13 protein-coding genes, 1 pseudogene and 1 riboswitch are annotated in these 13,267 nt (G+C 62.2%); of the genes and pseudogenes, 9 read left to right on the forward strand and 5 right to left on the reverse strand.

Features of this window, described 5'->3' with window-relative positions:
- Positions 1–36 precede the first annotated feature (36 nt).
- Together FB009_RS02600 and FB009_RS02605 are read right to left on the reverse strand one after the other, a co-directional pair.
- The gene (locus FB009_RS02600) at positions 37–486 is read right to left on the reverse strand and encodes a hypothetical protein (RefSeq protein WP_234838688.1); all 450 of its coding nucleotides are present in this window, start codon (positions 484–486) and stop codon (positions 37–39) included.
- 53 nt (positions 487–539) lie between these two features.
- Positions 540–1,367, reverse strand: a pseudogene (locus tag FB009_RS02605) (alpha/beta fold hydrolase).
- 149 nt (positions 1,368–1,516) lie between these two features.
- Here FB009_RS02605 and FB009_RS02610 point away from each other — a divergent pair.
- The 5 genes from FB009_RS02610 (at position 1,517) to FB009_RS02635 (ending at position 7,944) form a co-directional block, all read left to right on the forward strand.
- On the forward strand, positions 1,517–2,542 hold the full coding sequence (locus FB009_RS02610; RefSeq protein ID WP_145161425.1) for a GlxA family transcriptional regulator: 1,026 nt from the start codon (positions 1,517–1,519) through the stop codon (positions 2,540–2,542).
- Between the two features lie 1,263 nt (positions 2,543–3,805).
- A riboswitch (cobalamin riboswitch) is annotated at positions 3,806–4,034 on the forward strand.
- A 179-nt stretch (positions 4,035–4,213) separates the two neighbouring features.
- Positions 4,214–5,317, forward strand: coding sequence for an ABC transporter substrate-binding protein (locus tag FB009_RS02620; RefSeq protein WP_011969710.1), 1,104 nt, complete (start codon positions 4,214–4,216; stop codon positions 5,315–5,317).
- Positions 5,314–6,357 (forward strand): FecCD family ABC transporter permease, encoded by a 1,044-nt coding sequence (locus FB009_RS02625; protein ID WP_011969709.1) that lies wholly within the window; start codon positions 5,314–5,316, stop codon positions 6,355–6,357. The genes FB009_RS02620 and FB009_RS02625 overlap by 4 nt, the downstream gene beginning before the upstream one ends.
- On the forward strand, positions 6,354–7,160 hold the full coding sequence (locus tag FB009_RS02630; RefSeq protein ID WP_011969708.1) for an ABC transporter ATP-binding protein: 807 nt from the start codon (positions 6,354–6,356) through the stop codon (positions 7,158–7,160). The genes FB009_RS02625 and FB009_RS02630 overlap by 4 nt, the downstream gene beginning before the upstream one ends.
- A gap of 4 nt (positions 7,161–7,164) precedes the next feature.
- Positions 7,165–7,944 carry a class I SAM-dependent methyltransferase gene (locus FB009_RS02635; RefSeq protein WP_011969707.1) on the forward strand — a complete coding sequence of 260 codons (780 nt, stop codon included), beginning with the start codon at positions 7,165–7,167 and terminating at the stop codon, positions 7,942–7,944.
- A gap of 91 nt (positions 7,945–8,035) precedes the next feature.
- Here FB009_RS02635 and FB009_RS02640 read toward each other — a convergent pair whose 3' ends face one another.
- Complete coding sequence (locus FB009_RS02640; protein ID WP_011969706.1) at positions 8,036–8,935, reverse strand: LysR family transcriptional regulator; 900 nt, start codon at positions 8,933–8,935, stop codon at positions 8,036–8,038.
- A 118-nt stretch (positions 8,936–9,053) separates the two neighbouring features.
- On the opposite strand from FB009_RS02640, the gene FB009_RS02645 reads away from it, so the two are divergent.
- The 3 genes from FB009_RS02645 to FB009_RS02655 all read left to right on the forward strand — a co-directional run bounded on the left by FB009_RS02645 (position 9,054) and on the right by FB009_RS02655 (position 11,654).
- Positions 9,054–9,986: a VOC family protein gene (locus FB009_RS02645; RefSeq protein WP_011969705.1), complete on the forward strand. Its 933-nt coding sequence runs from the start codon at positions 9,054–9,056 to the stop codon at positions 9,984–9,986.
- A gap of 140 nt (positions 9,987–10,126) precedes the next feature.
- Entirely contained in the window at positions 10,127–10,816 is a 690-nt protein-coding gene (locus FB009_RS02650) for a hydrolase (RefSeq protein ID WP_011969704.1), read from the forward strand.
- 439 nt (positions 10,817–11,255) lie between these two features.
- Positions 11,256–11,654 (forward strand): hypothetical protein, encoded by a 399-nt coding sequence (locus FB009_RS02655; RefSeq protein ID WP_011969703.1) that lies wholly within the window; start codon positions 11,256–11,258, stop codon positions 11,652–11,654.
- 47 nt (positions 11,655–11,701) lie between these two features.
- Here the strand turns inward: FB009_RS02655 and FB009_RS02660 are convergent, their stop codons facing one another.
- Together FB009_RS02660 and FB009_RS02665 are read right to left on the reverse strand one after the other, a co-directional pair.
- On the reverse strand, positions 11,702–12,169 hold the full coding sequence (locus FB009_RS02660; RefSeq protein WP_318893237.1) for a GFA family protein: 468 nt from the start codon (positions 12,167–12,169) through the stop codon (positions 11,702–11,704).
- Complete coding sequence (locus FB009_RS02665; protein WP_011969701.1) at positions 12,111–12,875, reverse strand: hypothetical protein; 765 nt, start codon at positions 12,873–12,875, stop codon at positions 12,111–12,113. Before FB009_RS02665 ends, FB009_RS02660 begins: the two co-directional genes overlap by 59 nt.
- 200 nt (positions 12,876–13,075) lie before the next feature.
- On the opposite strand from FB009_RS02665, the gene FB009_RS02670 reads away from it, so the two are divergent.
- Positions 13,076–13,261: a hypothetical protein gene (locus FB009_RS02670; RefSeq protein WP_011969700.1), complete on the forward strand. Its 186-nt coding sequence runs from the start codon at positions 13,076–13,078 to the stop codon at positions 13,259–13,261.
- The last annotated feature ends 6 nt before the right edge of the window (positions 13,262–13,267 follow it).

The raw sequence follows: 13,267 nt of genomic DNA on the forward strand, positions 1-13,267 counted from the left end.
GGTCGTTGCGGAATTGAAGCTCCGCCATGTCCAAGCTCAGGCGCCTGCACCGCGCGCGGCCCGCAGCGGCAGGGCCGCCTGTCGCGAGCCGACGGCCGCGGCTTTGCCGAGCCCTATGCTTGCCACCAGCAGAAGGATTCGCGCCACGACGAAGGGAGCTTCGGTTTGCGTCGGCGCCAGCACTTGCAGTGCCGGAACCTTCAAAAAACTCTGCACGACAAGAACGAAGAGTTTGAGATAGAGCGCGAACGTCGCGCTTACGGCATAGGCCGGCCTCGCCCAGCCGCGAGGCGTCAAAGCAACGAGTGCGGCAAAGGCGACGCCGAGGGTGAGGACGGAAATCGCACCGACCACCAGTGCGGGCGTGATCCCGCTGAAGGGGAAGAGGAAGCCAGTGATGCTGGTCGCCGCGGTGGTTATAAGAAAAACCGCCTGCCATTGGCCGAGCCATCGGCCGGCGCCGAGCGCCGGGGGGGGCGGCGGCATCGCCGCTGCGCCTGGAGGTGGCTGACGATATAGACGCCGGGTACTGTCGGTGATCAGATTTCGATGAACTTGAGCAGGTCTGCGTTGAATCGGTCCTGATAGGTCTGCGTCAGGCCATGATCGGCGCCTTCGTAAACCTTCAGCACGGCGTGCCTGACGATCTTGACGGTCGAATGCGCAGAGGCGCCGATCGGCACGATCTGGTCGTCGTCGCCGGGGAGCACCAGGGTAGGCTTGTCGAACTTCGCCAGGTCGGCATTGAAGTCGCTTTCGGAGAAGGCGCGGATGCTGTCGAGATGGCCCTTGAGGCCGCCCATCATGCCCTGTAGCCAGAAGCTCTCGCGGATACCCTCCGAGATGACGGCACCCTCGCGATTGTAGCCGTAAAAGGGGGTGACCAAATCCCTGAAGAATTGCGAGCGGTTATCGTAGGTGCCCTTGCGGATGCCGTCGAAGACGTCGATCGGCAGGCCGCCGGGGTTCGCCTCGGTCTTCAGCATGAGCGGCGGCACCGCGCCGATCAGCGCCACCTTTGCCACACGCCCGGTGCCGTGCCGACCGATAAAGCGGGTAACCTCGCCGCCGCCCGTCGAATGCCCGACGAGGATCACGTCACGCAAATCCAGCGCCTCGATCAACTCGGCGAGGTCGTCGGCGTATTGGTCCATGGTATTGTTGTCCCACACCTGGTCCGAGCGGCCGTGGCTTCGGCGATCGTGAGCGACGACGCGATAGCCCTTGCTTGCGAAGAAGACCATTTGCGGGTCCCAGACGTCGGCCGTGAGCGGCCAGCCATGTGAGAAGACAATGGGCTAGGCGTTGCGAGGGCCCCAGTCCTTGTAGAAGATGCGGGTGCCGTCCTTCATGGTGATCTTAGCCATTTTCTTCATCCTCTTCAGTGGTTGGTCTCTTTCCAGAGGCTCGCTGCATGTGCCGCGCGCCCCGTGCTTGAAGATTTAGGCCGTTTGCGAAATGATCGGGATTGGCGGATCGGACATTAGACGGGCCGAAACCGACAAAGAGGTACCACATGCCAAAGGCAGCGCTGCGCTCGAAAGCTGAAATCGGTCTCATGCTTTATCCGGGCTGCCAGATGGCGATGGTTCACGGCATGACGGACCTCATCAACATAGCCCGTCAATTCTCCGCCGAGCGGGGCGGGGCGGTGGCACGGATCAGTCACTGGCGGCTTCGGGACGACGGCTGTCTTGCGCGAAGTTTCGACACCCATCCCGAACTCGGATCACGGGAGATGCCGGAGATACTGCTTGTCCCCCACAGGTTGACCGGGCCGATGGAAGCGGAGGAGGCCGCGCCCTATGCTCGCTGGCTGCTCGACGGGCATGCCCAAGGCGCGACCCTCGCATCGACTTGCGGCGGGACCTTCGTGCTTGCGGCGACGGGCCTGCTCAAGGGCCGGCCAGCGACGACGCACTGGCTCTTCGCCAATGCTTTCCGTGACCGGTTTCCGGATGTCCGGCTCGACACGGACAAGATCGTGATCGAGGACGGCGACATCGTAACTGCCGGCGGCCTCATGGCATGGACAGACCTCGGCATGCGCCTCGTGGATCGTCTGTTCGGTCCGACGGTAACGGTCGAGACCGGGCGTTTCCTTCTTATCGACCCCGCCGGACGCGAGCAGCGGCACTATTCCAGCTTTTCGCCGCGCCTCAATCACGGCGACGAAGTGATCCTGAAGGTGCAGCATTGGCTGCAAGCGCGTGAGGCTCGCGCCGTCAGCGTTGCGCAGATGGCAAAAGTGGTGGCGATGGAGGAGCATACTTTCCTGCGCCGTTTCAAGGCGGCGACCGGAATGAAGCCGATCGAATATGCCCAGCATCTGCGCGTCGGTAAGGCGCGGGAACTCCTGGAGTTCACCAGACGTTCGGTTGAACAGGTCGCCTGGGCAGTCGGCTACGAGGACGCGGCCGCCTTTCGCAAGCTGTTCCATAGGATCGTCGGGCTGTCGCGAGGTGATTACCGGCATCGATTCGCGGTAGCGGGCGAGGCCTTTTCGCGCCCCGTCACCGGCTTGGAACAAATTGACGTTTGAAGAATTAACAGGTGTCGCTTCTGTCCCCCAGCGACATTCAGGACCCCAACCTGTTGCAGTGCCCGCGTCATCCCCTGCGCGGGCACTCGCATTTCCATATTCGAAGTTCCCGCTTCCCTCCTCAGCCGGTCGATCCAAGGAGGGGTTCTGCCATCGTGGCAAAACCCCGCCCCAGATATCGCTGAAAAGGTCTAGGTTCTTGTATAGGTGGGAAGGCACGAAGCTAGGGTGCGATCCGCACCCATCTATAGGACCTTGGTCCGAGCTCGTCTGGGCAAAAGTCCTAGGCCGGTTGCCAGGGGCGCCTCACAGTCCATATTCCTCCAAGCGCCGCCGGAGCTTGAAGCGGATGCGCGGGCGTTCCGCCGGCCGCATACCGCTCTGGCTCCTTGCACCGGTCACGTTCCATGACTTTGGGTCGACAGGGCCTAAAGTCATCGTGATCTCGGCGAAGGACAACTCAGACCGGATGGATTTCTCCCATGGCATTGTCGGACTACGAACGAAATAATACTATTTCTGAAATCTGCATCAGGACAATTACCCACCCGCTTACGAACGTGATTTGCATTATAGCCGTTGTTTCACTCGCTGCCTTTGCGAGCGTACCGACGGGAATTCCCCCCTACATGCTCGCGCCGATCGGCTTCATGCTGGCGATAACCATCGACCCGGCGGACCTTATATCGAGATTGAGAGCGCGCCCTGCGAAGCCAGGCTCCACGGCTGCTCGCACGCAATCCGGCGACCGCAGCCGCCGGGCCAGTGGGAACGGCTGGAGCTTGAGATTTTCGAGGCAAGTCCAGCACGTCGAGCGGAAGGCGCAGGCCGAGCGGCGCGTATGCAAGGGGACGCGCGGCCGATAGGCACCGCGCAAAGCCGATTCTGAACGGCCCGACGGCGATACCCGGAAACGCTCAGGGTATCGCCGAGACGATTGAATGCTCCAACTCTTCTCCTCGGAGGCCTCCGGCGCACTGGCAAAGCCGGCGCTCGGCAGGTCCCTTCGTCGCGATCAATTGCGACGCGCTGCCGGCGGGCATTTTCGCAAGCGAAGTCCTCGGCCGTGCCTGCCTTCATCGGCGCGCTGCCGACCGATCTCCTGTCCTCGCCGCCGCCAAGGGCGACCTCAGGACGAGGCGCCGTTGACAAATGTAATGGTATAACATAAGTCCCATGCGTGACCAGGCATTGCCGCGGCATGAGCCGGTCGCATGTGCGGACACAAACGTCGCCTCCCTCCTTGACCGGCGGCTGCGTTCCACATTAACTGGGACCGACGGTTCCCCTACCCGAGAGGTGGAGGGGATTAATAGGGAACACGGTGCGGACGACCCAAAAGGGACCAAAACCGTGGCTGCCCCCGCAACTGTAAGCGGATCGTCGTTCATCCTCGTGGTGCCGAGGCACCAGCCACTGCGCGACGCGCGGGAAGGTAGATGAGCGACTTCTGTCCGTGAGCCAGGAGACCTGCCGTCAAATTCGATCCATCGTCACGGGCGGGGATGCCCGGAACAGGAGCTAAGCCATGACCACCTACTGCGCCCTGCCGCGCAAGCTTTTATTGCTGTCCCCTTGCAAACGGATGCCGATCGTCCGCCGGAACCGTTTAATCGGCCGACTGATTTTCGCGGCCGCATAGCGGCGTCCCATCACATTAGGGGAATGTTCATGAACAGTTTTCTCAAAGGGCCGCTCGCTGCGGGCCTCATCCTTTTTTCCATCGGCATATCCGGCTTCGGCAGCCCTGCCGCTGCTGCCGAAACGGCTTACCCGCTGACGCTCGAGAATTGCGGACGGCAGGTCACTTTCGAGCGAAGGCCGACGCGCACTGTCTCGATCGGTCAGAGCAGCACTGAAATTCTCTATCTGCTCGGGCTTGCGGACAAGGTCGTCGGCACAGCCCTGTGGGTCGGTCAGGTGCTCAAAGGCTACGAGGAAATCAACGCCAAGGTCGAACGCCTGGCCGACAATGATCCGAGTTTCGAGAGCGTGCTTGCCAAGAAGCCGGACATGGTGGCGGTACAGTTTCAGTGGCAGGTCGGCCCGGAAGGTGTCGTCGCCAGGCCGGAGCAGTTCGAGGAGCTCGGCATACCGGTCTATACCTCGCCGGCCGATTGCACCGGCAAGGAGAATTCTGCGGCGAGCGACGGTGTCCGCCGTCAGCCATTCACCATGGATCTCGTCTATCGGGAGATCCGTGAACTGGCGCAGATCTACGACGTTCAGGACACGGGCGCGGCGGTCGTCGCCGGGCTGAAGAGCCGGGAAGAGGCGGCGCGCGCCAAGGTCGCGTCGGTGGAGGGAAAGTTGTCGGCGGTCTTCTGGTTCTCCAGCGCTGCCGATGCCGACCCCTATGTCGCCGGCAGCAATGGTGCCCCCGGCTACATCATGGCGGCGCTCGGGATCGAAAATATCATCAAGACGGAAGACGAATGGCCGACGGTCGGGTGGGAAACCATTGCCAAGGCCGAGCCGAGCATGATCGTTGCCGGTTCGATGGAACGCCGTCGCTATCCGCTCGACAGCCTCGAGGCGAAGCTCGAATTCCTGAAGGGGGATCCGGTGGCGAGCCTCATGCCGGCTGTGGCCAAGGGCCACGTGTTCGGCATGGATGCACAGGCGATGAACCCGACGATCCGCACGATCGATGGTATCGAAGCGCTGGCGGAGGCCATCGTGGAGGCCGGACTTGCCTCGAAGGGCGGACTTGGCTCAAAAAGCGGACTTGGCTCAGACGGCGGGCTGGCCGACAGGGCAGGACTGGCCAAGTGAGCCGCGTGCTGACATTGGCCGGGCGAACGGGGACGGGACGCGTGGGCGCGGTCCTCGCAGCGCTTCTCATTCTGATCGCGGCGCTCTGGTTGGGCGCCGCGATCGGTGAAACGGCAATTCCATTCAAAACCGTCGCGCAGACAGTCGCGAACCGGGTGTGGAATGCCGGCTATCCTCTGCAACCGATCGACGAGGGCATCATCTGGAGCTATCGGCTGAGCCGGGCGGTAGTGGCCGCGTCCTGCGGGGCCGCGCTCGCGCTTTCCGGAGCGGTGCTGCAGTCGTTGCTGCGCAATCCGCTGGCCGATCCATACATCCTCGGCATCTCGGCCGGCGCATCGACCGGGGCGGTCAGTGTCGCCATTCTCGGGGTGGGCGCCGGCCTGTTGACGCTGCCGCTCGGCGCCTTCATCGGCGCGCTGGTCGCTTTTGTCCTGGTGAGCCTGCTCGCAGCGAAAGCCGGTCGCGGCACCGCAGCGATCATCCTGGCGGGCGTCGCGGGATCTCAGCTCTTCAACGCGCTCACCTCATTCATCGTCACCAAGGCGGCGACGGCCGAGCAGGCGCGCGGCATCATGTTCTGGCTGCTCGGCAACCTTTCAGGCGTGCGTTGGCCGGATGCCTGGCTCGCCGTGCCGGCAACGCTTCTGGGTCTCGTCGTCTGTCTCTGGCATGCACGTTCACTGGACGCCTTCACTTTCGGGTCGGAATCGGCCGCCTCGCTCGGCATTTCGGTAAGACGGACCTATTTCGCGCTTGTCGGCGTCTCGGCGATGATGACGGCGGTGATGGTCTCGATCGTGGGTTCGATTGGCTTCGTCGGGCTTGTCATCCCCCACTCGGCGCGCATGCTCGTCGGCGTTCGGCATGGCGTTCTGCTCCCCGCTGCGGCGCTCATCGGTGCCGTCTTCATGATCCTTGCAGACATTTTGTCGCGCATTCTCATCCCTGGCCAGGTTCTGCCGATCGGCGTGATCACGGCGCTCGTCGGTGCCCCGGCCTTCGCACTTATACTCGGACAAAGGAGGGACCGCGCATGACTCTATCAGCGCGCGAAATCTCGTGGTCGGCCGGCGGGACCGACATCCTCAAGGAGGTCTCCCTGACCCTCGAGACGGGAGAGTTTCTCGGCATCATCGGCCCGAACGGTTCCGGCAAGACCAGCCTGATGTCGCTCATCGCCGGGATCCGCAAGCCGAGAAAAGGAGAGGTGTTTCTGGACGGTTCTCCGATCGCTGCGCTCGGCCGCCGTGCGGTCGCCCAAAGGCTCGCACTGGTGGAACAACAGGCCGAGACCGGCGAGCGGATAACCGCGCGCCAGGCAGTCGAACTCGGCCGCACACCCTATCTCGGGCCGCTTTCGCCCTGGTCGCCTCAGGATGACGCAATCGTCGACGCGGCGTTGAGGAACGTCGACATGGGCCATCTTGCCGATCGCCTATGGCACACGCTCTCGGGCGGTGAGCGGCAAAGGCTGCACATTGCGCGGGCACTGGCGCAGGAATCGAAGATTTTGCTCCTCGACGAACCGACCAACCACCTCGACATCGGCCATCAGATCAGCCTGCTGGATCTCGTCCGCCGCCAGGACCGGACGGTGGTCGCCGCTCTCCACGACCTCAATCACGCCGCCATGTTCTGCGACCGGATCGCGGTCATGCAGGGCGGTCGGCTTGTGGCACTCGGCCGCCCGCAGGAGGTGCTGACGGTCGAGCGCATCCGCGCAGTCTTCGGGATCGAAGTCGAGGTCGAGCAGGAATTCGACGGAAGCTGCTTCATCCGCTACCGCGCAAGACGCCGGCAGCCGCGCCCGTTTTCCGCAATTGCCGCTGTCGGAGCCTGATATCATGGACATTCGCAACCACCATCTGAAGGATGACATCCGCGAATACTGGTCGAAGCGGTCGGAAACCTTCGACCTCGCTTTCGGTCATCGCATTCCACGTGGGCCGGAGTTCGACGCCTGGGCGGCGGCGGTGCGGAGCGCACTTGGGGCAAGGCCGCTGAAGGTTCTCGAACTCGCATGCGGGACGGGCGAAGTGACCGGCGTGCTGCTTTCGCTCGGGCATGACGTGACCGCGCTCGATTTCTCCGAGACCATGCTCGCGGTCGCGCGGCGCAAACATGCCGGGAACGATAAGGTCCGCTTCATACTGGCCGATGCCGAACGCACGATGGAGCCGGACGGAACCTATGACGCCGTGGTCTGCCGGCACCTTGTCTGGACCCTCACCGAGCCGGAACAGGCGCTTGCAGAGTGGCTCCGCCTGCTGAAGCCCGGCGGCAGGCTGCTCGTCTTCGATGGGGACTGGTCGAAGCCTACGCCGCTCGGTCGGCTGGCCTCGCTTGCGGTGGCTGCCCTCGAGCGCATCATCGGGTACGACCCGCATTATGACGGGGCCATGAGCGAACGCCACGCGAAGATCATGGAGCGTCTGCCCTTCGGCGACGGTCTCACAGTCGAAAGGCTTGTGCCTCTGATCGAGGCCGCCGGCTTTGAAAACATCTTGCTGCCGTCCCGCCGGCCGATTGCGGCTGCCCAGCGCAGGAATGCAGACCTTAGAAACAGGCTGAGAACATTTTTCTACCGCCGGTTCGTCCTCGTCTGTTCGAGGCCGTCGGGGTAAAAAGGCAACGTGAAACGGCTGAAACCAAGCCTCAGGCAACGCCGCAATACACCTGTTAAAGTCCGAGCCGGCACCGGGCTGCACGTCAGTTCTATTCCAGCATTGCCATGTGCGCTGGGAGCTGCCGTTCGAAGAATTTCGAGAAGGATGCGATGCGGGGCGGTAGCGCCTGGTAGGGCGGATAGTACAGTGTGAGCCACAGATCCTGCGGCGACCACTCGCGAAGGATATGAACCAACCTTCCGGTTCGCAGATGTTCGGCGACGTGGAAGCCCGGCAGCATTGCGACACCGGCACCATCAGCCGCCATATCGGCCAGCACCTCTCCACTGTTGGCGCTGAATGCGCGGCCGGCTGAAATCGTCATGCTGGATCCGCCGTCAGAAAGCACCCAGGTTTCGCGTCGGCTCTCGCCGCTATAGGCCAGACAGTCGTCGGGCGACAACTGGCCAGGATGCTCCATAGCATGGAATCGGCTTCCCGGTGCCGCGACCAGGACTCGTCGGACGACGCTGATCTTGCGCCAGATCGTGAACTTGTCAGATGGAGCCGACGATATGCGGATTGCCAGATCGTAGTCACCGTCGACGATGTCGACCAGCCCATCCGACAACGAGATCTCGAAACTCATCTTCGGATAAAGTTCGCGAAAGCCTGAAAGGATGGGCGGCAGAATGGTCTTGCCGAGCCATGTTGGGGCGCTAATCCTCAGTCGCCCCTGATCGGCCTTGTTCGCATTCCTGACGTCGCGTCGCGCATTATCGAGGACAGCAACGGCTGGCTGGACCTGAGCGGCAAAGATGGCACCGTCTGTCGTCAGCGAAACTTGCCTGGTCGTTCGCACGAAGAGTTGGATGCCAAGGTCATATTCCAGGGCGGCTATCGCGCGTGTGACACCGGCTGGCGTCATGTCCAACTCGCGCGCGACCTGCGCGAAATTCCGCTTTTCGGCAGCGAGGAGAAAGATTTTCAAAGCTTTGTAGTCGTTCATTCCAACTATTTCAAAAAACGCAATTCACTGGCAATTATTATTACAATTCCTTGCGCCAATCAACCCGGCTACACCTTCACTCAACAGAGACGAACAACTCGAACAAGAGGGCGCAACGATGATCAAGGATATCAAGGGACTGCATCACGTAACCTCGATGGCGTCGGATGCACAGGAGAACAACAGGTTCTTCACCGACGTCCTCGGCTTCCGGCGTGTGAAGAAGACCGTCAACTTCGACGATCCCAGCGTCTACCATCTTTACTACGGTGACGAGAAGGGCACGCCCGGCACGGTCATGACCTACTTCCCGTTCTCCCACATGATGACCGGTCGCCCGGGCGTCGGTGAGGTCGGTGAAACGCAGTTCTCCGTTCCTAAGGGATCGCTCGCTTTCTGGAAGGACCGCCTTATTGCTTACGGCGTGGGCGGCATTCAGGCCGACGCGACCTTCGGTGTCGAGCGCCTCCGCTTCGCCGGTCCCGATGGCGATAGGCTGGCCTTGATCGAAACGGTCGACGATGCACGTGCTCCCTGGCTTGTGGACGGGATCTCCGAGGAAGAGGCCATTCGCGGCTTCTCGGGCGCAAGATTCAATCTGCATGACACTGCGGCCACGGAAGAACTCCTTCGCTTCATGGGTTATGAACGCACCGAGGTCGAGGGGGACGTCACCCGGTTCACTACTCCAGGTGGCAACGGCGCGGCCACGATCGACCTAGTGGCGCTCCCCCAGACACCGTTCGCGCGTCAGGGCGCGGGCTCCGTTCACCACATCGCCTTCGCGGTCGAAAATCGCGAAAAGCAGTTGGAGGTTCGCAAAGCCCTGATGGATACCGGTTATCAGGTGACGCCAGTCATCGATCGCGACTATTTCTGGGCGATCTACTTCCGGACTCCCGGCGGGATCCTGTTCGAAATCGCCACAAACGAGCCCGGGTTCGACCGGGATGAGGATACCGCTCATCTCGGGGAAGCACTCAAGCTGCCGACCCGCTATGAGCCCTTCCGCGAAAAGATCGAGGCCGGCCTGGAGCCACTGGCAGCATAAGCCGGCGCATCTGATCCTCGCCTTCCGACCCACTCGTCCATGGCCCTACAAAGACGGCTGCCTGCCTCAGGCAGCCGACCGGCGAAGGCTTGCAATTAAATGCCGGCAACGGCAACCAAACTTCAAACGGAGAAATCAAAGTGTCTAAGCTCGAAGTCCTGACCCCCGAAAACAGCCAGCTCATCTTCATCGACCAGCAGCCGCAGATGGCATTTGGCGTCCAGTCGATCGATCGGCAGGTGCTGAAGAACAATGTCGTCGGCCTTGCCAAGGCCGCCAAGATCTTCAACGTCCCGACGACCATCACGACCGTCGAGACGGAATCCTTCTCCGGCAACACCTTCCCGGAACTGCTCGCCGTATTTCCCGAAAACGACATTCTGGAACGAACGTCGATGAACTCCTGGGACGACCAGAACGTCCGTGATGCTTTGGCAAAGAATGCCGCAAACGGCCGCAAGAAGATCGTCGTCTCCGGTCTGTGGACGGAGGTCTGCAATACGACCTTCGCGCTTTCAGCTCTCCACGATGTCCCCGATTACGAGATCTACATGGTTGCCGACGCGTCCGGCGGCACGTCGGCCGATGCGCACAAATATGCCATGGATCGCATGGCTCAGGCCGGCGTCATTCCGGTCACCTGGCAGCAGGTTCTGCTCGAGTGGCAGCGTGACTGGGCACGGAAGGAGACCTATGACGCCGTCACGACGCTCGTGAAGGAACATTCCGGCGCCTACGGCATGGGCATAGATTATGCGTATACCATGGTCCACAAGGCCGCGGAACGCGTCGCTCACGGCAAGCGGATCGGCCCAAACCCTGCGAAATAGTCAAGCAGAACAGGGGCGCTCCACAAGGTAAAGAGCTTGGGAGCGGCCCTTTCATCGCTGTGATCCTGGGCCGCTCGAAACCGGGCGGCGACCTCTACTGAATGAACATAACCGTTGCTCAGCGGTTACCGGAGCCAGCCCTCTCGATCGCCGCCGGAGCCTCCCGGCCGCGGTCACGCCGCTTGTGCTCGCAGCCAAATGGCATTGGCGTTGCGGGCTTAGCGACAACATGAACCGATGATCGCGCTTCCGCTGGAGGAACGAAGTTCGCGATGATCTTCAATCCACTGCAACCCTAACCGGCTTTGAATCAGCGCCAGACGATTGCTCTCTGCCTTGCGCCAAATCCAATTTCCACCTGAAAAGGAACTCCCGGCCCCCGCCCGCCGTTTCCGGGTAGCTATCCCTGACGAGTTAGGACCCAGACACGGAGGAACATATGGCACAGGAGAAGCGACTCGGTTCCACAATACCGCGGGGGGTCGTCGATACGAAGAACGGATCGGTCGGCGTTCCGAATCAAGCGAGCATCGAAGAGGAGGTCAGGTCGCTGCGCGAGCAGGTGAATGCGCTGAGCGAAAGGCTCTCGGAGCTGGGCATTTCTTCCGGTAGGGCGATCGCCAATACGGGCCGAAGAGCGGGCGAAATGGCAAGGGAGCACCCCGCCTGGACGGCACTCGCAGTGATCGGCCTGCTCGGGCTGCTCGCTGCAGGCACGAGCCGTCCTTACTGGCATTCGCGGAGTTCGTCGCGGATTGAAGATCTGATCGCCGATATCGAGGACCGGCTGAGCGATCTGAAGAGCCGTTACTGGTCGAATAGCTGGCGGCCCTGGTAAGATCACGGCCTTCCTGCCGGGGACGGTGTGCCTCCGGCAGGGCAGGGTCAGAATCGTTCCTTGGTTTCTTCCGCCGGAAGGCTGGGACCGCTGTCATCCCAGGGAAGCCGGCTCTCAACGCCGTAATGATCTGTTGGAGCCAGGCCTTCCGGCCAGTCGAGTGTCCCGGCCGTGAACCGCAGCCTGGGGTCGTCGTCGTATTGAAGAAACAGCGGACTACCGCAATCGGGGCAAAACCCTCTGACCGCGATCGGGGACGAGCGGTAGAGGGCGGGTGGAGTGTTCCAATGCACTGATGACCCCTCCGTTCGCACGAGGACGGTGAACGGCCCGCCCGTCGCGCGCCTGCACATGGAGCAGTGGCAGTATCCGACGTGCGAAGGCGGCCCCTTGAAGGCATAGCGCCGCTTGCCGCAAAGGCAGCCACCTGTAATGAGGTTTGCGCCAGGCATGACTTTACTCTGAGTTTCTGCCTGATGGCGAAAGTCCATTGCTGCCATGTGGCCGGTCTCCATCCCAACCCACGCGATCCTTTCCAAGCCTGTCGCCCCCGGCTCGCTCCGTCGCCGGTGCACCGTAGGATGGCTCGCCGAAAGGCTGTCCTTCGTCACGGTTGGTGAAGGATGAAGCATCACCGGAACTCTCCACCGGCTTTGCACCCGCTTCGCTCCGGTATGCCCGGACGGTCGCGGAACTTCGGGCATGGTCTCGCGTGATGCTGGGGCTGGCGTGATCACCGGCGGCGGCGCCAAAGGTTTCTTCCGTCGGAGCCCTTGTATCCATCCCCGGCGAAGTACTGCGCTGCCAGCCGCTCCAGCCGTCGCGCCGCCAGAGGTCGACGCGCTCGTCCAGGTCGATCGTTCCCTCGTCGTCGAGGATGTCGCGCGCAGTCATGTAGCCGGCATCGTCGATCCCGGAAACCGTGACGAGATAACCACCCCGGCGCAGGCCTTCGGCGTAGATCTCGCGATCCTCGCTGGGAAAGAAGAAGTTCTCCAGCGCGGTCCAGATGCCGTCCGGTGCGGCGGGCGCAGAGCCCTCGCCGCTGCCGAGGACCAGTTGAACAGTGGCAGCACCGAGTTCCGCTTCGCGGAGGCGCTCGACGGTGGCCTCGGCTTGCGAGCGGTTGTCGAACAAGGCGGTTATCGTGCTGGTCCGCGCGGCGCCTTCGGCCGAGGGGCCGACGCCCGGCGCTCCATATTCGCTATCGGTATCGGACATCAGACCTTTCTCCTGTCTGGGTACTTTCAGGTGACGGGAAGGCAAACCCGCGCCCCCGTCGAATGTTCCAGACGCAGCGTCGATCGAACCGCGTCCTTCGCCGAGGAACCGATCGCTTCCCCGCTTGTTCGGCCCCAGTGTCAGACCCTGCCGGTACAGTGGATGTGCCGACCGATCGAGCAGAGCGGATGGAGGCCGATATGGACGAGAAAACGGACAGAGCGAAGAACAAGGGAGAAAGCGGCACCGCCAAGAAAAAACAGCCGGGTCACGTGGGCGGCGACGAGGCCCGCAAGGCGCAGGAGTGGGGCGGCGGCTCCAAAGCCTCGAAAGGGGGCGTCAGTGACGGAGACAAGCGCAACCCGAACTCGAGTGCGAAAAGCTAAGCTGTC

The sequence above is a fragment of the Sinorhizobium medicae genome, assembly GCF_007827695.1.
Classification (GTDB): Bacteria; Pseudomonadota; Alphaproteobacteria; order Rhizobiales; family Rhizobiaceae; genus Sinorhizobium; species Sinorhizobium medicae.